At 67.9% G+C, this 17,084-nt stretch carries 19 protein-coding genes; 7 read left to right on the top strand and 12 right to left on the bottom strand.

Annotated elements, in window-relative coordinates; genetic code table 11:
- Positions 1-71: 71 nt before the first annotated feature.
- From AB0I34_RS18490 to AB0I34_RS18475, 4 genes are read right to left on the bottom strand one after another with little or no spacing between them, the layout of a single operon-like run.
- A complete protein-coding gene (locus AB0I34_RS18490) occupies positions 72-1,403 on the bottom strand; it encodes a GH1 family beta-glucosidase (RefSeq protein ID WP_360446493.1) in 1,332 nt (443 codons plus the stop codon).
- A gap of 33 nt (positions 1,404-1,436) precedes the next feature.
- Complete coding sequence (locus tag AB0I34_RS18485; protein ID WP_360446491.1) at positions 1,437-2,330, bottom strand: carbohydrate ABC transporter permease; 894 nt, start codon at positions 2,328-2,330, stop codon at positions 1,437-1,439.
- Positions 2,327-3,259: a sugar ABC transporter permease gene (locus tag AB0I34_RS18480; RefSeq protein WP_360446489.1), complete on the bottom strand. Its 933-nt coding sequence runs from the start codon at positions 3,257-3,259 to the stop codon at positions 2,327-2,329. Before AB0I34_RS18480 ends, AB0I34_RS18485 begins: the two co-directional genes overlap by 4 nt.
- A 2-nt stretch (positions 3,260-3,261) precedes the next feature.
- Entirely contained in the window at positions 3,262-4,617 is a 1,356-nt protein-coding gene (locus AB0I34_RS18475; protein ID WP_360446487.1) for an extracellular solute-binding protein, read from the bottom strand.
- Between the two features lie 136 nt (positions 4,618-4,753).
- Here AB0I34_RS18475 and AB0I34_RS18470 point away from each other — a divergent pair, with 136 nt between their 5' ends.
- A complete protein-coding gene (locus AB0I34_RS18470; RefSeq protein WP_360446485.1) occupies positions 4,754-5,533 on the top strand; it encodes a VOC family protein in 780 nt (259 codons plus the stop codon).
- Entirely contained in the window at positions 5,530-6,273 is a 744-nt protein-coding gene (locus AB0I34_RS18465) for an SDR family NAD(P)-dependent oxidoreductase (protein WP_360446483.1), read from the top strand. The genes AB0I34_RS18470 and AB0I34_RS18465 overlap by 4 nt, the downstream gene beginning before the upstream one ends.
- Here the strand turns inward: AB0I34_RS18465 and AB0I34_RS18460 are convergent.
- Positions 6,270-7,163 (bottom strand): LysR family transcriptional regulator, encoded by an 894-nt coding sequence (locus AB0I34_RS18460; protein ID WP_360446482.1) that lies wholly within the window; start codon positions 7,161-7,163, stop codon positions 6,270-6,272. The genes AB0I34_RS18465 and AB0I34_RS18460 overlap by 4 nt on opposite strands.
- Here AB0I34_RS18460 and AB0I34_RS18455 point away from each other — a divergent pair.
- The gene (locus AB0I34_RS18455; protein WP_360446480.1) at positions 7,162-8,274 is read left to right on the top strand and encodes an oleate hydratase; all 1,113 of its coding nucleotides are present in this window, start codon (positions 7,162-7,164) and stop codon (positions 8,272-8,274) included. The two genes, AB0I34_RS18460 and AB0I34_RS18455, sit on opposite strands and share 2 nt — an antisense overlap.
- 17 nt (positions 8,275-8,291) lie before the next feature.
- On the opposite strand, the gene rox is transcribed toward AB0I34_RS18455, so the two are convergent.
- The gene (rox, locus tag AB0I34_RS18450) at positions 8,292-9,752 is read right to left on the bottom strand and encodes a rifampin monooxygenase (protein WP_360446478.1); all 1,461 of its coding nucleotides are present in this window, start codon (positions 9,750-9,752) and stop codon (positions 8,292-8,294) included.
- Positions 9,753-9,808: 56 nt separating this feature from the next.
- Entirely contained in the window at positions 9,809-11,059 is a 1,251-nt protein-coding gene (locus AB0I34_RS18445) for an MFS transporter (protein WP_360446476.1), read from the bottom strand.
- Positions 11,060-11,184: 125 nt separating this feature from the next.
- On the opposite strand from AB0I34_RS18445, the gene AB0I34_RS18440 reads away from it, so the two are divergent.
- Entirely contained in the window at positions 11,185-11,712 is a 528-nt protein-coding gene (locus AB0I34_RS18440; protein ID WP_360446474.1) for a 2'-5' RNA ligase family protein, read from the top strand.
- Here the strand turns inward: AB0I34_RS18440 and AB0I34_RS18435 are convergent.
- Genes AB0I34_RS18435 through AB0I34_RS18425 form a run of 3 tightly spaced genes read right to left on the bottom strand, consistent with a single transcriptional unit; the run spans position 11,702 to position 13,689 of the window.
- Positions 11,702-12,757: a DUF5937 family protein gene (locus AB0I34_RS18435; RefSeq protein ID WP_360446472.1), complete on the bottom strand. Its 1,056-nt coding sequence runs from the start codon at positions 12,755-12,757 to the stop codon at positions 11,702-11,704. The genes AB0I34_RS18440 and AB0I34_RS18435 overlap by 11 nt on opposite strands.
- A gap of 26 nt (positions 12,758-12,783) precedes the next feature.
- Positions 12,784-13,257, bottom strand: a complete 474-nt coding sequence (locus tag AB0I34_RS18430) for a GyrI-like domain-containing protein (protein ID WP_360446470.1) — start codon at positions 13,255-13,257, stop codon at positions 12,784-12,786.
- 36 nt (positions 13,258-13,293) lie between these two features.
- On the bottom strand, positions 13,294-13,689 hold the full coding sequence (locus AB0I34_RS18425) for a nuclear transport factor 2 family protein (RefSeq protein ID WP_360446468.1): 396 nt from the start codon (positions 13,687-13,689) through the stop codon (positions 13,294-13,296).
- 87 nt (positions 13,690-13,776) lie between these two features.
- Here AB0I34_RS18425 and AB0I34_RS18420 point away from each other — a divergent pair, with 87 nt between their 5' ends.
- The gene (locus AB0I34_RS18420) at positions 13,777-14,286 is read left to right on the top strand and encodes a helix-turn-helix domain-containing protein (protein WP_360446466.1); all 510 of its coding nucleotides are present in this window, start codon (positions 13,777-13,779) and stop codon (positions 14,284-14,286) included.
- 42 nt (positions 14,287-14,328) lie between these two features.
- On the top strand, positions 14,329-15,627 hold the full coding sequence (locus AB0I34_RS18415) for a glycoside hydrolase domain-containing protein (RefSeq protein WP_360446465.1): 1,299 nt from the start codon (positions 14,329-14,331) through the stop codon (positions 15,625-15,627).
- A 1-nt stretch (position 15,628) separates the two neighbouring features.
- Here the strand turns inward: AB0I34_RS18415 and AB0I34_RS18410 are convergent, their stop codons facing one another.
- On the bottom strand, positions 15,629-16,000 hold the full coding sequence (locus AB0I34_RS18410) for a cupin domain-containing protein (protein WP_360446463.1): 372 nt from the start codon (positions 15,998-16,000) through the stop codon (positions 15,629-15,631).
- A gap of 64 nt (positions 16,001-16,064) precedes the next feature.
- Between AB0I34_RS18410 and AB0I34_RS18405 the strand changes: the two genes are divergently transcribed.
- Positions 16,065-16,529, top strand: a complete 465-nt coding sequence (locus AB0I34_RS18405; protein WP_360446461.1) for a MarR family transcriptional regulator — start codon at positions 16,065-16,067, stop codon at positions 16,527-16,529.
- A 9-nt stretch (positions 16,530-16,538) separates the two neighbouring features.
- On the opposite strand, the gene AB0I34_RS18400 is transcribed toward AB0I34_RS18405, so the two are convergent.
- On the bottom strand, positions 16,539-17,045 hold the full coding sequence (locus tag AB0I34_RS18400) for a hypothetical protein (RefSeq protein WP_360446459.1): 507 nt from the start codon (positions 17,043-17,045) through the stop codon (positions 16,539-16,541).
- Positions 17,046-17,084: the final 39 nt, after the last annotated feature.

The raw sequence follows: 17,084 nt of genomic DNA, 5'->3' as shown, positions 1-17,084 counted from the left end.
CTCCCCGCGATTTCGGGTGAGCGGCGGGTTCGCTTCTCGACGTCCCCCTGCCTGCCACGGGCCCAATCATGTCAGGCCGGTCTGTCTCCCGAGGGGAGGGCGTTGGCGCGCGCCACCCGGCCCAGCCAGCCCGCGCTGGTCTTCGGAGTACGGATCTGGGTCGCGTAGTCGACGTGGACGATGCCGAACCGCTTGGCGAAGCCCTCGGCCCACTCGAAGTTGTCCAGCAGCGTCCAGACGAAGTACCCGCGGACATCCACGCCGGCGGCGATCGCAGTACGAAGTGCACTCAGGTGGCCATGGAGGTAGTCCACTCGCTGCGGGTCGTCGACAGTCCCGTCTTCGGCCGGTACGTCGTCGTACGCCGCGCCGTTCTCCGTGATGTAGATCGGCGGGATGGCTGGGTAGGTGGTCTGCAGGTCGACCAGTACTTCACGCAAGCCGTCCGGCTGGACCGGCCAGTTCACCGAAGTCACCGGAACGCCCTCAGGAAGGACGGTCTCGTCACCGGTGGGACCGGCCTGCACGAGGATCCGTCGGTAGTAGTTGATCCCGAGGAAGTCTATCGGCGCACTGATCAGTCCGAGGTCGCCGTCTTCCACGGCATCGAGGTGGATCGGGTAGGTGCCTCGCAGGACCGGGTCGAGGAACAACCGGTGGCTGTCGACGTCGACCCGTCGGGCCGCGTCGGCATCAGCCTGGGAGTCGCTCGCCGGCGCGACCGGGCTGACATCCAGCGTGAGGCCGACCTGTTGTCCTGCTGCGTGCCGGCCGTCGCGCAACGCCTGCAGCGACAGGCCGTGAGCCAGCAGGAGGTGGTGGACGGCGCGATCACGCAGTACCGAGTCCTTGATCCCGGGTGCGTGGATGCCGCTGCCGTAGCCGGCGTGACTCGACACCTTCGGCTCGTTGAGCGTGATCCAGTGCTGCACGACGTCCCCGAGCGCCTCGTGCACCACCGCCGCGTAGTCCGCGAACCGGTACGCCGTGGCGCGCGCGGGCCAACCGCCCTTGTCCTGCAGGGCTTGCGGGAGATCCCAGTGATAGAGAGTCACGTACGGGACGACGTTGCGGGTGAGCAACTCGTCCACCACCCGGCGGTAGTGATCCAGGCCCTTCTGGTTGATCGCACCCGAGCCGTCGGGCTGGATCCGCGGCCAGGCGATCGAGAACCGGTAAGCGCCGAGCCCGAGCTCCGCCAGCAACCCGATGTCCTCGGCGTACCGGTGGTAGTGGTCACAGGCAACATCACCGGTGTCGCCACCGGCGATCGCTCCCGGGACCCGGCAGAACGTGTCCCAGATCGACTGACCACGACCGTCCGCGTCCACCGCGCCCTCGACCTGGTACGCCGCGGTGGCCGCACCCCAGACGAAGCCGTCGGGAAAGCGCGCGTCACTCATACATAGCCCTTCGTTGATCAGTGATAGAACGGGTCAGCCCTTGACGGCGCCGCTGACCAGGTCGATGCGCCAGTAGCGCTGCAGGAACAGGAAGAGTGCGATCAGGGGCAGCACCGACAGGAACGCGCCCATGATCACCAGCGAGTACAGAGCCGGCTGGCTGGCACCCTGGTTGAGCATCGAGAACAACCCGACCGTCATCGGGAAGTGCCGGTCGTCGGAGATCATGATGTACGGCAGCAGGAAGTTGTTCCAGATCGCGACGAACTGCAGCAGGAAGATCGTCACCATGCCAGGGATCATCGGCGGCATCCCGATCGACCAGGCCAGCCGGTACTCCCCCGCACCGTCGATCCGTCCGGCCTCCAGCATGTCGTCCGACACCACCGCGGCGGCGTAGATCCGGGACAGGTAGATGCAGTACGGGCTGATGATGCTCGGCAGCAGCACCGACCAGTACGAGTTCACCAGGCCGAGCTTCGACATCAGCAGGTACTGCGGCACCGCCAGCGTGATCTGCGGGACGAGGACTCCTGCCAGGATGCACCGGAACAGCGTCTCCCGGCCGCGGAACCGGTACTTCGCCAGCGCGTACCCGGCCGTCACCGAGATCGCCACGGACAGCAACGACCCGGCCCCGGCGTACAGGAGGCTGTTGCCGGCCCACTTCCAGAAGATGCCGTCGCGGAACTCGAGCAGGTGCGACACGTTGTAGCCGAAGCCGCCGTTGAAGCTGGGCCAGAACGAGAACGTGGTGAACAGGTCACCAGGTCCCTTGGTGGCGGCGATCACAACCCAGGCCACCGGGAGCAGGCAGTAGAGGGCCCCGAGCAACAAGATGCCGGTCGACAGATAGCGCGTACGCCGGGGTGCGCGCTCGGTGGATCGCACCGTCGGGTCGGACCGCTCCAGAACCGCCGTGCTCATCGGTCCTCCCCGAACGCGCGCTTCTGCAGGAAGCTCAGCACCGCGAGCGAGACGGCCAAGGTACCCAGGGCAAGCAGTACCGAGGCCGCGGCGGCCGTGTAGATGTCGTTGTTGACGAAGGCGTCGCGGTAGATCGTCATCAGCGGCACCCAGGTGAACGAGATCGAGTCGGTCAACGGCTGCAGCGTCGACGGCTCGCTGAACACCTGCAGCGACGCGATCAGCGAGAAGATCCCCGTCATCACCAGTGCCGGGGCGATCAGCGGAACCTTGATCCGCAAGGCAATTTGCAGCTCGCTCGCGCCGTCCACCCTGGCGGCGTCGTCCAGCTCGGCCGGCAACCCGCGCAGTGCGGTGTAGAGGATGATCATGTTGAACCCGACGCCGCCCCAGATGCCGATGTTGGCGACCGAGAAGAGCACGCTGCCCGAGCCGAGGAAGTCCGGGGCCGGCAGCCCGACCGCCTCGAACGCGGCCCGGATCGGACTCACTCCCGGCAGGTAGAGGAAACCCCACAGCAGCGAGGCGATCACACCCGGGACGGCGTACGGCAGGAAGATGCCGAGCCGGGTGAACGACGTGAGCCGGGCTCCGCGTGAATCGAGCAGTAGCGCGAACAGCAGGGCCAGGCCGAGCATCGTCGGCACCACGATCACGCCGTACCCGAGCATCCGCAGGACCGAGTGCGCATACGCCGAGTCGGTGATGGCGCCGACGTAGTTGGCCAGGCCAACGAACGACTCCTTGCGCAGCCCGAGGCCGCCACCGGTGACCCGGGACGCGCGGACGCTGAGCCAGATCGTGTAGCCGATCGGGATGATCAGGAAGAGCACGAGCAGCACCAGCGCCGGCAGCAGCAGGACGTACGGCGCGGCGCCGCCTCGCTGCCGCGGTCGGTGAGTCCTGGCCGCGGCGGACAGAACAGCCACCGTCAGGACTCCTTGATCTGGAAGCCCTGCTTCTTCAGATCCGCGACCGATGCCGCCTGCAACTGATCGACGGCCGCACCGAAGTCGCCCTTGCTCTGGATCGCCTTCGCGAACAGGTCGCTGTACTGGCTGTAGGTGACGTTCACGTTCGGCGCCCAGGTGAAGCCCCGGGCGGTCTTCGCGATGTCGGCCGCCTCGGTGAAGAACGTCGGCTGGTTGGGCATCATGGCCGGCGCCTTGGCCAGCGCGGGCGTCGACTGACCCGCGGTCGCCGCCGGATAGATGCCGCCGAAGGAGACGAACGCCTCCAGCGCCTCCGGGTCGGTGTTCAGCCATTTGACGAACTTCTGTGCCTGGGCCGACTGCTTCGACTTCGCCGCGATCGCGGTCGCGGATCCACCCCAGAAGCCGGTGGTCGCCGTACCGGACTCCCACTGCGGCATCGGGACCATCGTCCACTTGCCCTTCGTGGTCGGCGCGACGCCCTGGAGCACACCCGCACCCCAGATGGCGCTCGGCCAGGCCAGCAGCGTGCCGTCACTCATCGCCTTGTTCCACTCCGGCGTGTACATCGGCTTGCCCTGCAAGGTTCCGGCGTTCACCAGGTCGCCCCAGAACTTCGCGAGCTTCTTGGTCGGCTCGTCGTTGATCGACACGGTCCAGGTGCCGTTGTCGTTGGCCCACCAGTTCGCGCCGGCCTGCTCGGCCAGGCCCGCGAACCAGCCCGGGTCGCCGGACGAGAAGGTGGCCAGGTAGCGCTTGGAGTCCTTGGACCGGACCTGCTCGGCGAGCGCGCCGAACTCGTCCCACGTCTTCGGCACGGTCAGGCCGAACTGCTCGAACAGATCGGACCGGTAGTACAACATCATCGGGCCGACGTCCTGCGGGATCGCGTAGGTCTTGCCGCCGAACGACGTGAGTCCCCAGGTGCCGTCGGTGAACGCACCCTTGACCTCGCCGGCCAGCGAGCTGAGGTCGGCGGTGACACCGTTGGTGATCAGCACCGGCAGCGCCTGGTACTCGGCGTGGATCAGGTCCGGCGGGTTGCCGGCCCGGTGCGCGGTGACGATCTTGGTGAGCAGTTCCTCGCCCTGGGCCTGGGCGCTGACCGTCACCTGCTGGTTCGGGTTCTTCTTGTTCCAGATCGCGACGACCTTGTCGATCCCGGTCGTCCAGGTCCAGAACGTCAGCTTGGCCGGCGCGTCCGGGTCACCGGACGGTTGCGGCGCCGCGGCGGGCTCATCGTCGCCGGAGCACGCGGCCAGGGCGGCCGGCAGGGTGGCGGCAAGGCTCACCCCGGCCACTCCGCGCAGGAAGCTGCGGCGACCGACAGCGGGTCCGATGGTCGAACGAGCCATGGTGAACCTCTCCGGATCAGTCGATTCTGTGATCGCTCACGGATTTCTGTGAGCGATCACAGACTCAGCCCCGGGAATCGCGGCTGTCAAGACTTCGGGGCTGCCATTCTGTGAGCGGTCACGGTACTGTCCTGCCATGCCCGCATCGCTGCCTCCCGGACTGCGCCGGGTCGAGATCGGCTGCCGCGATCTCGACCGTTCCCTCGACTTCTACCAAGCCCTGCTGGGTTTCCGGTCGCTGCCGGACGCTCCGCGACCGGCCGACCGCAGACGGTTGCTCGGCCACGGCACCGTGGTCCTCGAGCTCGTCGAGGTCGGGGCCGACGGCAACCAAGGCGGTTGGGTGAACGACGATCTGCAGGGCGGGATCCGGCATCTCGGGATGAAGGTGGCCGGGGTCGACCGGCAGATCAAGCGGCTGGAGGACGCCGGGGTGACCGTGCTGTCGCAGCCCCTCGACGTACTCGGCGACGTACGGATCGCGTTCTTCCTCGACCCTGACGGTGCGCGGCTGGAGTTCATCCAGGGCAACCTGAGCTACGAACGGATCTCGTCGCCGGTGCTCGCGGCGGCCGAGGCCGCACAGGTCCCTGGTGAGGAGCCACGGTTCGATCATGTTGCGGTGACGGTGTCGGACCTGGGAGCCACGCTGGACTTCTGGCGCGACCGGTTCGGGTTCGAGGTGATCGGTGAGATCAGGCATCACGGGGATCCACGGGGGTTCCTGATGACGTATCTGCAGGCCGGTCCGGCGGTGCTCGAGGTGTTCAGCTTCGACGTACCGATCGTTCCGAACGATCTGTCGGCTGCCGGTCCTGCTGTTCTCGGGCCGCGCCGGCTGGTCCTCGATGCGCCGGGTGAACAGCAACTGGTCGCACCCGATGGGGTGCCTGTCACGATGGGAGGCTCACGGTGAGCCGCATTCTGGTCACCGGATCGAACGACGGGATCGGAGCGGAGATCGCCCGGGTCCTCGACGCGCAGGGCCACGAGGTGATCCGGCACGCACGGAGCGCGGAACGTGGCGGCGGTGCTGGGTTCGTGGTCGGTGAGCTGTCGTCATTGCGGTCGACACGTGAGATGGCGGCCGACGTACTGCGGCTCGGGGCTCCGGACGTCGTCGTACACAACGCGGGATGGGGTTCCAAGGACGAGAGCCGGCCGGTGACCGAGGACGGTTTGGAGCAGACGTTTCAGATCAACGCGCTGGCGCCGCTGCTGCTGACGGCGTCGTTGCCGAAACCGCGACGGATCGTGTTCGTCAGCTCGGACTCGATCTCCCGCGGCCGGATCCGCCTCGACGACCTTCAGCACGAGGACGAGTGGACGCAGGACGCGGCGTACGCCGACTCCAAGCTGGCGATGACCGCGCTGGCCTTCGCGCTGGCCCGGCGGTGGCCGGACGTGCTGTCGAACGCGGTCCATCCCGGGTGGGTGAGCACGAAGATGAGCGGGTACGCCGCGCCGCTGACCGTTGCCCAGGGCGCCGATACCCCTGCCTGGCTGGCGGTGTCGGACGATCCGGAAGCGCTCGTCACCGGCACGTTCTTCCAGGACCGCAAGGCGATCGAGGTCAACCCACAGGCGTACGACGTTGACCTGCAGGACGCGCTGCTTACGCGCTGCCTGGAGCTGTGTGACGCCACTCTGCCCTAGGGCCAGGTCGGAGGTTGCACGGCCTGGACCGCGGTGATGACCTGCTCCAGGGCGGGAGTCCGCGGCCGGTCGCGGTGCACGAAGATTGCTACCTGCCGTTCGACTCCCGCGTCCCTGATCGGGACCAGGCGTACGCCAGTGAGATTCGCGGTGGTGACGGCGAGTGCGTTGGTGACCCCGGTGCCCAAGCCGTGGCGGACCAGCGAGAGCAGCGTCTGGGGTTGGTTGGTGCGGTAGACACTCTCCGGATTGAGCCCGGCGGACGCGAAGGCCAGGTGTGACTCGAACTGGCGTCCACCGGAGGTCTCCCCGATGGAGATCAGCGGCAGGTTCGCCAACTGGTCGAGCCCGACCGACTCCGCGGAGGCCAGCGGATGGCCTTGCTGGAACACGGCGACCAGCGGCTCGGTCCAGAGGACCTCGTGGTCCAGCGACTCCGAGGCGACCAGGGGATGCACCGGGCGGATCGCCAGGTCCACCTCGCCCCGGCCGAGCGCACCCTCGAGCTCGATGCTCGGCCCCTCGACCAGGTGCAGCCGAACCTCCGCCGGGAGGCGCTGCGCGACCTGCGGGAAGAGCCACGCCGCGGCGCTCGGGTACGTGCCGAAGCGAACCTCTCCCCCGGCAGACGCCAGGTCGTTGAGGCGGCGAAGAATCTCCTCGGCGTGCGGTACCAGCGCGCGTCCTTCCGGGGTGAGGCGCGCCGGGTGAGCGGTGCGGTCGAAGAGCTGGACGCCCAGAGCGCGCTCCAGCTCGGCGACGTGCTCACTGATCCGGGACTGGCCGCGGAACACCGCCTTGCCCGCAGCGGAGAAGCCGCCGTGGCGAGCCACCGCGACGAAGCTCACGATCCAGTCCATCCGGAAGCCGTACGCGGCGGTGAGATCCATGCCACAAACGCTAGCCGGGAAGACGCCGCCCGGCCGGGACGTTGGACGGGATGTGCGAGAGGTCGAGGTGGTGGTGATCGGCGCCGGGCAGGCCGGACTGTCGGCTGCCTACCATCTGGTCCGGATGGGATTCACGCCGTACGACGAGGTCGTCGTACTCGACCGGAATCCGGCGCCCGGCGGAGCGTGGCAGCATCGGTGGGACTCGCTGACCATGTACGACGTCCACGGGATCGCGAACCTGCCCGGGGTGCCGGTGCCGCCGAGTGCTTCCGATGCCCGTGCCAATGAGTTCGTGCCGGGGTATTTCGCGGACTACGAGAAGCGGTTCGGGTTGCCCGTCGTACGGCCTGTCAGCGTTGAGAGCGTGTGGAAGGTGGACCGGCTGTTCGAGGTGAGGACGTCTGCTGACACCTATCGTGCGGAGGCTGTGGTGAACGCGACGGGGACGTGGAATCGGCCGTTCATTCCTTGGTATCCGGGGATCGAGAGCTTTCGTGGGCGGCAGTTGCACACGGCGGACTACCGCGGGGCGGCTGAGTTCGCGGGGCAGCATGTGCTCGTCGTTGGCGGCGGCGCGTCGGCGGTGCAGTTGCTCGCCGAGATCTCCGAGGTCGCGACGACCACGTGGGTGACCCGACGGCCGCCGGAGTGGCGGACCGGTGAGGACTTCAACCCGGAGTACGGGCGAAAGGTTGTGGCCAAGGTCGAGGAACGCGTTCGCGCCGGCCTCCCCCCACGAAGCGTCGTCAGCGTGACCGGCCTCCACCTCCGGGAGCAGGAGCAGGCTGCGTTGGAGCGCGGCGTCTATACCCGCCTCCCCATGTTCACCCGCATCACCCCCACCGGCGTCGACTGGGCGGACGGGCGAAAGTTGGACCTCGACGCAATCCTGTGGGCCACCGGCTTCCGCGCCGATCTGGCCCACCTCGCCCCGCTCCACCTCCGCGAACCCTCCGGCGGAATCCGCATGGACGGCACCCACACAGCCCTCGAACCCCGAGTCCACCTCGTCGGCTACGGCCCGTCCGCCAGCACGATCGGCGCCAACCGAGCCGGCTTCACCGCAGCCCGCTCCCTCCGCAACCTCCTGAAACCAGCCGCCGCCTGAGGTGGACGCCGGCGAGATCAGTCGATGGGCTTGCCGAACCAGCGGGAGAGGTGGGCGTCGAGGTCCTGCTGGTCGTCACCGGTCCAGGCGACGTGGCCGTCGGGGCGTAGCAGGACGCACGGAACATCCAGGGCCGCAGTGGGATCCGCGAGGTAATCGACGCGGTCTGACCAGCCGCCGACGGTCAGGCGTTCGGTGCGGTCCAGGAGCAGCCCGCGGCCGCGATGCAGCAGACCGTACAGGTGGCCCTGCTGCAGTTCGAGGTCGCGCAGGCGGCGGCCGAGCAGGTCGGGGCCTTCGCCGAAGTCGTAGCGGATGCCGATCGCGGTGATCTTCTCGATCAGATAGCGGTTCACCTGGTCGAAGTCCATCAGTTCGGTGAGCAGCCTGCGCACGGCCTGCGGGCCTGGTTCGTTGGACAGCAGTTCCATCTGGGCGCGGGTGTTGTCCAGCACGTCCTCGGCGACCGGATGACGTTCGGCCTGATAGGTGTCCAGCAGTGTTTCCGGCGCCCAGCCACGGACCTGTGCGGCCAGTTTCCAACCGAGGTTGAACGCGTCCTGAACGCCCAGGTTGAGGCCCTGTCCGCCGGTGCGTGGGTGGATGTGTGCCGCATCGCCGGCCAGCAGCACCCGGCCGACCCGATACCGCTCGGCCAGCCGGGTGGCATCCCCGAAGCGGGACAACCAGCGCGGGGAGTGCACGCCGAAATCGGTTCCGGCGATGGCGCGCAACTGCTGTCTGAAATCCTCGAGGGTGGGTTCCCCGCGATCGTCGCTGGGTCCCGAGACGGGGACCACGACGCGATAGACCCCAGCGCCTGCGGGCCCGAGCACGAATCGCTGATCGGTCTCGCGGACTTCGGTCACCTTGGCAGCGATCTCCTCCGGTGGCACACCCACTTCCAGCTCGCCCATCAGCGTCCAGGTCCGCGACGGCTCGCCGGGGAAGCCGACGCCGAGCAGTTTGCGCACCGTACTGCGCGCGCCGTCACACCCGACGAGATAGCGCGAACGCAGCCTTCCCCCGTCGGCCAGCTCGACGGTCACACCCTCGTCATCCTGCTCGAACCCGGCCACCGCACCACCACGCCGTACCTGCGCACCCAGTGCGATCGCATGCTCCTCGAGCAGGCGAACGACGACCGGCTGCGGGATGCCCAGCAAAGAGGCGTGCGCGGAATCCAGGCCCTCGGGCGCGGGCTTGGCGATGGCGGCGAAGAATCCACCGGCCGGACGTCGCCTTCCGTGGTCGAGCAGGCGATCCAGCAGTCCTCGCATTGCCATCAACTCGAGACTGCGAATGTGCAGACCGACGATGCGCACGAACGACACGGGCTCGGTGTCCTTCTCCAGAACGAGTACCCGCACATCGTGCAGCCGCAGTTCAGCGGCCAGCATCGCGCCAGTCGGCCCGCACCCGGCAATGATCACGTCGAACCTGAGGGACGGCTCGGCGGTGAACTGTGGAGAGTCCATAGCCACCGCAAGCTACAAGCCCGATCGTCACCCGTCCAACCGTTTCCCGCCACTCGTCAGCGTGTGGGGTTGGCGCTTGCTGGCGTGGTGGCAGTCCGTTGGACGAATGGATCGGTGGTGGGCCAGTGGGGGTGTTTGCGGACGGCTACTGGGAGCAGGGTGCCGGTGATCAGGAAGATGGTGGCTGTCAGCAACCAGCCGGGCCAGCCCCAGGCGACGGCGATGGTGGTGAGGATGAGCGGCGCGATGAGGTCGCCGACTTGGTGACCCATGGCATAGGCGCCTTGGTATTGGCCCTGGGCGCCGGGTGGTGCGAGTTCGAAGCTTATGCCCCAGCCGCCTGCCGATTGCAGCATCTCGCCCAGGACGTGGATGAGGGCCGCGACGATCAGGAGGCCGACTGTGACGGCGCCCGAGGTGACGTCGGTGAGAGCGAGGACGATGCAGGCTCCGGCGAGGAGTACGCCGGCCCGACGGCCGGCACGGGCGGCGCCGGGGAGGTGTTCGGTGCCTCGGGCAACGCGGAGCTGGAGCAGGATCACGGCGACCGAGTTGATCACCAGCAGGACGGAGATCAGCCAGCGCGGCGCGTCGGTCGCGGTCGCCACCCACAGCGGGATCGCGATCTGTGCCATCGCGTTGTGCATGCTCAGTACGCCGTCCAACGCGACGAAGGCGAGGAACGGACGGTCCTTCAACGCGGTCAGTCCGGACGGACCGGTTGCCGACGACACCTTCTTGACCTCGGGCATGCCGAAGCGGACCAGAGCCGCGGTGATCACGTACGTCGCCGCGTTGGCGAGCAGTGCGGCGACGTACACCTCACGCCGGTCAACGGCGAGAACGACGCCGGCGACAGCCATGCCGGCACCCATGCCGATGTTGGTCGTCACGCGAAGGATCGCCCGCGTGCGGACCCGCTGGTCGGATGGCGACAGACCCGCGATCAGCGCTCCCTTCGCGCCACGTTGACCGGAGTCGGCGATCGCGGTGATCCCGGCGACCACGACGTACGGGAGGAACGAGCGGACCTGCGTCAGCGCGCTCATCGTGATCGCTTGCAAGACGAGGAAGCCGACGTACGCACGGTTCGGTCCGAGACGATCCGCGACCACGCCGAGCGGAGTGCTGGCCACGAGCCCGACCAGGCCCGCGATGGTCAGCCCGATGCCGACCTGACCGACGGACAGGCCGGCTGCCCGGGTGAGATAGAGGGCGCCGACGGCGGCGTACACGCCGTTCCCGAACGTGTTGACGAGAGTCGCGCCGATCAACCGACGGACGGCAGGCGGAAGAGAAGCTGTCACCCCCTCACCCAACTACCGCCCGCCCCATCCGCCCAGTGGACTGACAGATCCCGTCAATGCATCAGCCACCGAAGCATTCCTGTGCCGATGTCTTCATGGGGGTTGGCTCGGCTAGCGTGGGCGGCATGTTCGAAGGGACTGATTCGGCGGTTGTGGTTGCTGTTCCGGCGGCCGAAGGCGCCGTCAGCGCACATCGTGCGAGGTTCGACCCGGCCGCGGTGTGGGGTGTCCCTGCGCACGTGACGGTGCTGTATCCGTTCGTTCCGCCGGCCGAGCTCGATGAGGACGTGCTCCGCACCCTCGCCGACGCTGTGCACACGGTGCCGCGGTTCAGGGCGGACTGGAACGCGACCGGCTGGTTCGACGAGGACGTCTTGTGGCTGGCGCCCGATCCCGCCGAGCCGTTCCGGGCGTTGACCAAGGCCGTGTTCCGGGCGTTTCCCGACTACCCGCCGTACGACGGTGAGTTCCAGGACCTGATGCCCCACTTGACCGTGGCGAGAGACGGCACACCAGCCGAGCTGAGAGCAGTAGAACGTCAGGTACGCGAACACCTCCCGATCTCCATGCTGGTCACCGAGGTCCAGCTCATGTGCGGATCGGACGCACCCCACTCCTGGCGGACGATCCGCGACATCCCGCTCAGCGCATGATGAGGTTGAGGAGATCCCCGCCTAGGTGATTGAGGGTGGTTTCGTCCAAGCGGTAGGCGACGAACCGGCCTTGGCGTTCGGCGGTGACCAGGCCGACTCGGGTGAGGGCTCGGAGGTGGCGCGTCACCTGAGTCGGGTGGAGCCCCCACAACGCCGCGATCTCGCCGGCCGTCCGCGGTTCGCTGGCGACGGCTCGGCAGACTTGGAGGCGGTCGGGGGCGGCCAGCGCTTCCAGGCGACCGAGCATCTGTTGAGCGGTCGGTACAGCGGTCCCGACGCCCACCACCGGGTAGATGACAGTCAGCGGCTCCCCAGGGATCTCCCCCAGGAACAGATGCGGCGCGATGTAGTTGCTAGGGACAAGCAACAGCGACCGCTCCGACAGATCGATCCGTTTGCTCTGCACCTTCTGCACCACTGCGCTGTCCGGATCGCGCACGGAGACAGACCCATCCAACGACCGCAGCATCGCCCGTACGCCGTCCCGCATCGCCAGATCCCGGTCCTGCCGCCCACGCGCCGCCAGGGCGTCCCGCGACTCCTCCCACACCGCAGCGAACCACTCCGCCCAGCAAGCATCGAGTAAATCGAGAAACCGACGTACCGGCTCCTCCGGATCACTCAGCAACGAATCAACCAGGGCAGCGACAGCGCGACCCCGGCTGCGGGCCCAGTGGCGTACGGCGTCCGTGTCTGTGGTCCGACTGCTCAGCGGACGCCCACGCAACGGCCGCACCAACTCAGCCGCGAGCTCCTCCGGCGCCCGAGCCCGCAGTGCCGCCAGTTCGTCCTGCCACGACGGCATCCCGGTCCCACTGCTCGTCGCGAAGAACCGCGCCCGGACAGCCCGCACGGTCCACGTCCACTGCGACAATTCAGACCGCAGTACGTCGGGCAGCCGTACGTCGGCCGCCCACTCGACGCGATCGTGGTGGGCGGGCTCGGCGAGCACGTGGAGGGCGCAGCCGAGCTCGATCAGGGGTGAGGCGACGTGGCGGATCCGCTCAGGGTCGAGACGGCTCAGGCCGGCGAGAACGGTGGGCACCTAGTACCTCACCCAGGAACGGCCCACTAATCCTTCAGCTTGAACTGCAGTTCGGTGTCCCAGTCGGCCATGTCCGGGACCTCGCGCGGGTCGGACTTGTAGACCTCGAGCCGCGCGGTCCACCGGTCGCCGTCGGCGTCCCACTCGAGGCCCTTGTCGTCCGCCCAGGCCAGCAGGTCGCGGGTGGCATCGACCAGACCGTCCGGGTGGCCGTGGTACGTCGTACTGGCGTAGCGCCCGGCCGGGAGGACGCCGGTGACGATCTCGCCCTCACCGCTGTGCAGATCGTCGACCGGGAACCCGATCTCCAGGACCAGGCCGGCTTCCATGTCGACCACGTCGTACTTGAAGAACGGCGCGTCGTTCGGCGCGATCTCCCGGGCGGCGAGCCAGTCGATCACCTCGCGCATCCGGTCCGCGAACGCACTGATCTCGTTCATGGCGACCTTGCCCCGCAGCGCGACGTACGGCCGCTCCCCCAACTCCACGATGTCCGGCATTCCACAGTCCTCCCGGCTCGGCAACGCGATACAGACTCAACCTAACGCCTGCTGGATCGCAGCGGTGTTCTGATACTCGCGCCAGCCCGCGATCTTCCCGTCCCGGACCCGCAGTACGCCGATGAAGCGGGCGGCACCGCGTTGCCCGGTGGCGGTGATCTCACCGGCCAGTTCGTACTCGACCACCGCGACCTCGGGATCGAGCGTCTCGTGCAACGCCAGCAGGGTGAAGCGGTCGAACCGCACCGGGAACCCGGCCCGCGCCGGTCCCGCGAACGCGAGCCACTCCTCCCGCCCATCCCACCGCATCGGCCCGCCTGGTGCGAACGGCACCTCCATCACCACGTCGTCGGCCAGCAGGTCGTCCATGGCGCCCGGATCGCCCAACCACCCCTGGCCCATCCGCTCGATCACCGCGTGCAGTTCGGGCATGAACACCCCTCCAGAAAGTGAGTCATCACTCAGGTTCAGCACCGACTATAGTGAGTGGCCACTCAGGTTTCTAGTCCCGGAGGTCGGATGGCGCGGGCCGATGCGCAGCGGAACCGTACGGCGATCCTGGCCGCCGCAACCGAGGCGTTCGCCGAGCACGGACCGAGGGCGACCACAGAACAGGTGGCAATCCGGGCCGGTGTCGCAGTCGGCACCGTGTTCCGGCACTTCCCGACCAAGGACGCGTTGCTGGTCGCGATCATGAAGGAGTCGCTCCGGCGACTGACGGACCTGGCGGCCGAGTCCACACTCTTCGAGTTCCTGACCGCGGTCGTCGACGAAGCCATCCGAACCCGGACGGTCGTAGCCGCGCTCGCCGGCCCGGAGCTCGACATCGGCGACGCGTTGCGCGGGTTGACTGACGAGGTCGAACGGCTGCTCGAGCAGGCGAAGGAGGCGGGCGAGGTACGGCCCACTGTCCGGGTGGACGAGGTGATGGCCTTGCTGACAGCAACTACACAGGCCGCGCAGCACAGCACGTGGTCTACAGACCTTCAAGAGCGGACGCTGGCGATCATCTTCAGAGGTCTTGCCTAGGCCGACCCCGCGGCCGTCTACTGAGACCGGGGGGTGCCGCTCATGACGCGGATCAGATTCAAGGTGGCCGCCGCGGCGGTTGCCGTACTACTACTAGGCCCGTCAGCGTCGGCCATGGCTGAGCCCACGACGCCGCTCACCTATGGAGCCGGTACGACGGCCACCCGGTTCACCGGACTCGCGTTCGACACCTGTACGGCGCCGACTGTTGCGCAGATGACTGCATGGAAAGCATCGCCGTACAAGGCGATCGGGATCTACGTCGGCGGGGTGAACCGGAGCTGTGCACAGCCGCAGCTCACCCAGAGCTGGGTCAGCAGTGTGACCCGCATGGGCTGGCGCCTCATCCCGATCTACCTCGGCTACCAGGCTCCCTGCACGTTCCGCCCGAACACGGTGAAGATCACCGCGGTGTCGGCGGCCGCACAGGGAGCACTCCTGGCTGGTGACGCGGTCACCAAGGCCAGAGCGATCGGACTACTGGCGGGCAGTGCGATCTACGCCGACCTGGAGCACTACAACGCAGCCGACGCGACCTGCCGGGCCACAGTGCTGCGGTTCCTGTCGTCGTGGACGAAGGAACTGCATCGCCGCGGCTTCCTCTCCGGCGTCTACGCACACCAGGACTCCGGCGCTCGCCACTTGGCCGAGGTCTACAACTCGACCGCGTACGCCCGGCCGGACGCCGTCTGGATCGCCCGCTGGGACCTCAGCTCGTCGCTGACGAACTGGCCGCGGATCTCCAACCGCTACTGGCTCATCGGCCAGCGAGCCAAGCAGTACCGGGGCGATCACACCGAGACGTACGGCGGTGTCACCCTCAACATCGACAACGACCGTTTCGACGCACCCGTCGCCTCGGTCTGGTACTCCTACACGGTCCGAACCACGATCCACACCTACAGCGGTCCGGGGACCTCCTATCCGGTGCGGGGGACCATCGCCCTGAACGCGGGCGTGCGGATCGTCTGCCAGACGTTCGGCCCGAAGATCGGCGTCACCACGGTGTGGGACAAGCTGATCGACGGGACCTACATCACCGACTACTACGCCAGGACACCGACCAAGCCCGGCTACAGCGCACCGATCCCCGGCTGCAGCAACCCGTTCCAGACGACCGTCGACAACCTGAGCCGCCGGCACGGCCCGGGAACGTCGTACGCCACGTACCCAGGCCTGCTGCCGATCGGGTCGCTGGCATGGGTCACCTGTCAGCGCCCTGGTTCCAAGGTCGGGACGACGTCGGTGTGGAACCGGCTGAGCGACGGCTCCTACGTCACCGACTACTACGTCGCCACGACGAGCAACACCACCTACTCGGCACCACTGCGGCGGTGCTGACTCACTGAGCCCATGGCGGCTGGATCGTCGTACCGTCGGCCATGGTGCCGGTGAAACCGGCGGTGATGGCGACGTGCAGCTCGGCGATGTCCTCGCCGAGGTTGGTCAGCGAGATCGGCTCGCCTGCCGGTACGACGACCGCGTCACCGGCCGCGAGCTTCTCGCCATCCGGGGTGACCTGGACGGTGCCGGTGAGCACCATGAACACCTCGTCGCGGTCGATGGTGTGCGGCGCATCGCCGCGGACACCGGGATCGACCGTCAGCTTCCACGTGCACAGACCAGTGGACCCGCGGCTCGGCGCGGCCAGTCCGGTGAACTCGACCCCGGGCAACCGGAACCGCGGCGCCTCGGCAGCACGAATGACCTGCATCGCTTCCCCCTATCAGAGATAGTCAAGCCAACTTGACCAAGTCGGCTTGACTATCATGGCGGTCATGACGCGTTCGGGCAAGCCTGATTTCGGGATCCTGCTGGTGCTGGCGGACCAGGAGTTCGTCGGCGCACTGCGGGCGGCGACGGCGGAGCAAGGGTTCGACGACCAGGGCCGGTCGGACGGTTTCGTACTGCGCACGCTCGGTGCCGGACCGACGACGATCAGCGGGCTGGCGGCGCGGCTGGAGATCACCAAGCAGGGCGCGAGCCAGATCGTCGACGACATGGAACGGCGCGGTTACCTCGAACGCCGCGCGGACCCGTCCGACGCGCGGGCCCGCCTGCTGCACCTCACCGACCGAGGCGAGGCCGCACTTCAGGCGGCCCGGAAGTTCCACCAGGCCTACGAACGCAAGCTCCGCCGCAGGTTCGGCGACGAAGCGATCGACACAGTGCGCGGCGTACTGACCGAGATGGCCGGCGAGGCCCAGGTCAGTACGCCGCATTTCAGAGCATTGATGTTCTAGTGCAGGGCACTAGCAGCCCGAGGCGGTGAGCCTGACCCGCCAGACGGGGTTCCAGTTGACGTTCTTGCCGGTTCCGGCCGCGACGCAGCCGAGCTGGCCACCGTTCACGTTGTCCCACTTCGCGCCGGCGCCGCCGGTCTGGTTGTTGAGGAACGGGCCGACGTTCAGCCAGTTGCTCACCGAGTAGCCGTCGTAGTGCACGAACTTGAAGACGTAGAAACCGTTGCTGTACGGCACGAAGGCGCAGGCATAACCCGACTTGCAGATCGTGCTCCCACCCGGCGCGAGGAACACGTGCTCCACGGCCGGCGACGTCGACGGCACGGCAGCGATCGCGTTCGACGCCTCGTTGCCGGTGACACCTACCCGGACGGATCCGTCGGCCAGCCGTGTCTGCGTCACCCTAGTGCCCGCCGGGGCCGCGTCGACAGCCTCTGCAGCCGGCACGGTCGCCGCAACAGTGCACACGGCGGCGAGTACGCCCGCGGCCGCGAGCAGCTTACGCGTTCCGATCATTGTGACTTCCTCCCCAGAGAATGTGCCCACCGCCTGGCA

The organism is Kribbella sp. NPDC050281 (assembly GCF_040655855.1).
Taxonomy (GTDB): domain Bacteria; phylum Actinomycetota; class Actinomycetes; order Propionibacteriales; family Kribbellaceae; genus Kribbella.
This window is presented reverse-complemented; position numbering and strand designations above follow the sequence as displayed.

Bases quoted from the DNA above. Each gene is read 5' to 3' on its own strand.
- AB0I34_RS18490 (WP_360446493.1), bottom strand. From the start codon at position 1,403: ATGAGTGACGCGCGCTTTCCCGACGGCTTCGTCTGGGGTGCGGCCACC.
- AB0I34_RS18485 (WP_360446491.1), bottom strand. From the start codon at position 2,330: ATGAGCACGGCGGTTCTGGAGCGGTCCGACCCGACGGTGCGATCCACC.
- AB0I34_RS18475 (WP_360446487.1), bottom strand. From the start codon at position 4,617: ATGGCTCGTTCGACCATCGGACCCGCTGTCGGTCGCCGCAGCTTCCTG.
- AB0I34_RS18470 (WP_360446485.1), top strand. From the start codon at position 4,754: ATGCCCGCATCGCTGCCTCCCGGACTGCGCCGGGTCGAGATCGGCTGC.
- AB0I34_RS18455 (WP_360446480.1), top strand. From the start codon at position 7,162: ATGCCACAAACGCTAGCCGGGAAGACGCCGCCCGGCCGGGACGTTGGA.
- AB0I34_RS18460 (WP_360446482.1), bottom strand. From the start codon at position 7,163: ATGGATCTCACCGCCGCGTACGGCTTCCGGATGGACTGGATCGTGAGC.
- rox (WP_360446478.1), bottom strand. From the start codon at position 9,752: ATGGACTCTCCACAGTTCACCGCCGAGCCGTCCCTCAGGTTCGACGTG.
- AB0I34_RS18440 (WP_360446474.1), top strand. From the start codon at position 11,185: ATGTTCGAAGGGACTGATTCGGCGGTTGTGGTTGCTGTTCCGGCGGCC.
- AB0I34_RS18430 (WP_360446470.1), bottom strand. From the start codon at position 13,257: ATGCCGGACATCGTGGAGTTGGGGGAGCGGCCGTACGTCGCGCTGCGG.
- AB0I34_RS18425 (WP_360446468.1), bottom strand. From the start codon at position 13,689: ATGCCCGAACTGCACGCGGTGATCGAGCGGATGGGCCAGGGGTGGTTG.
- AB0I34_RS18420 (WP_360446466.1), top strand. From the start codon at position 13,777: ATGGCGCGGGCCGATGCGCAGCGGAACCGTACGGCGATCCTGGCCGCC.
- AB0I34_RS18415 (WP_360446465.1), top strand. From the start codon at position 14,329: ATGACGCGGATCAGATTCAAGGTGGCCGCCGCGGCGGTTGCCGTACTA.
- AB0I34_RS18410 (WP_360446463.1), bottom strand. From the start codon at position 16,000: ATGCAGGTCATTCGTGCTGCCGAGGCGCCGCGGTTCCGGTTGCCCGGG.
- AB0I34_RS18405 (WP_360446461.1), top strand. From the start codon at position 16,065: ATGACGCGTTCGGGCAAGCCTGATTTCGGGATCCTGCTGGTGCTGGCG.
- AB0I34_RS18400 (WP_360446459.1), bottom strand. From the start codon at position 17,045: ATGATCGGAACGCGTAAGCTGCTCGCGGCCGCGGGCGTACTCGCCGCC.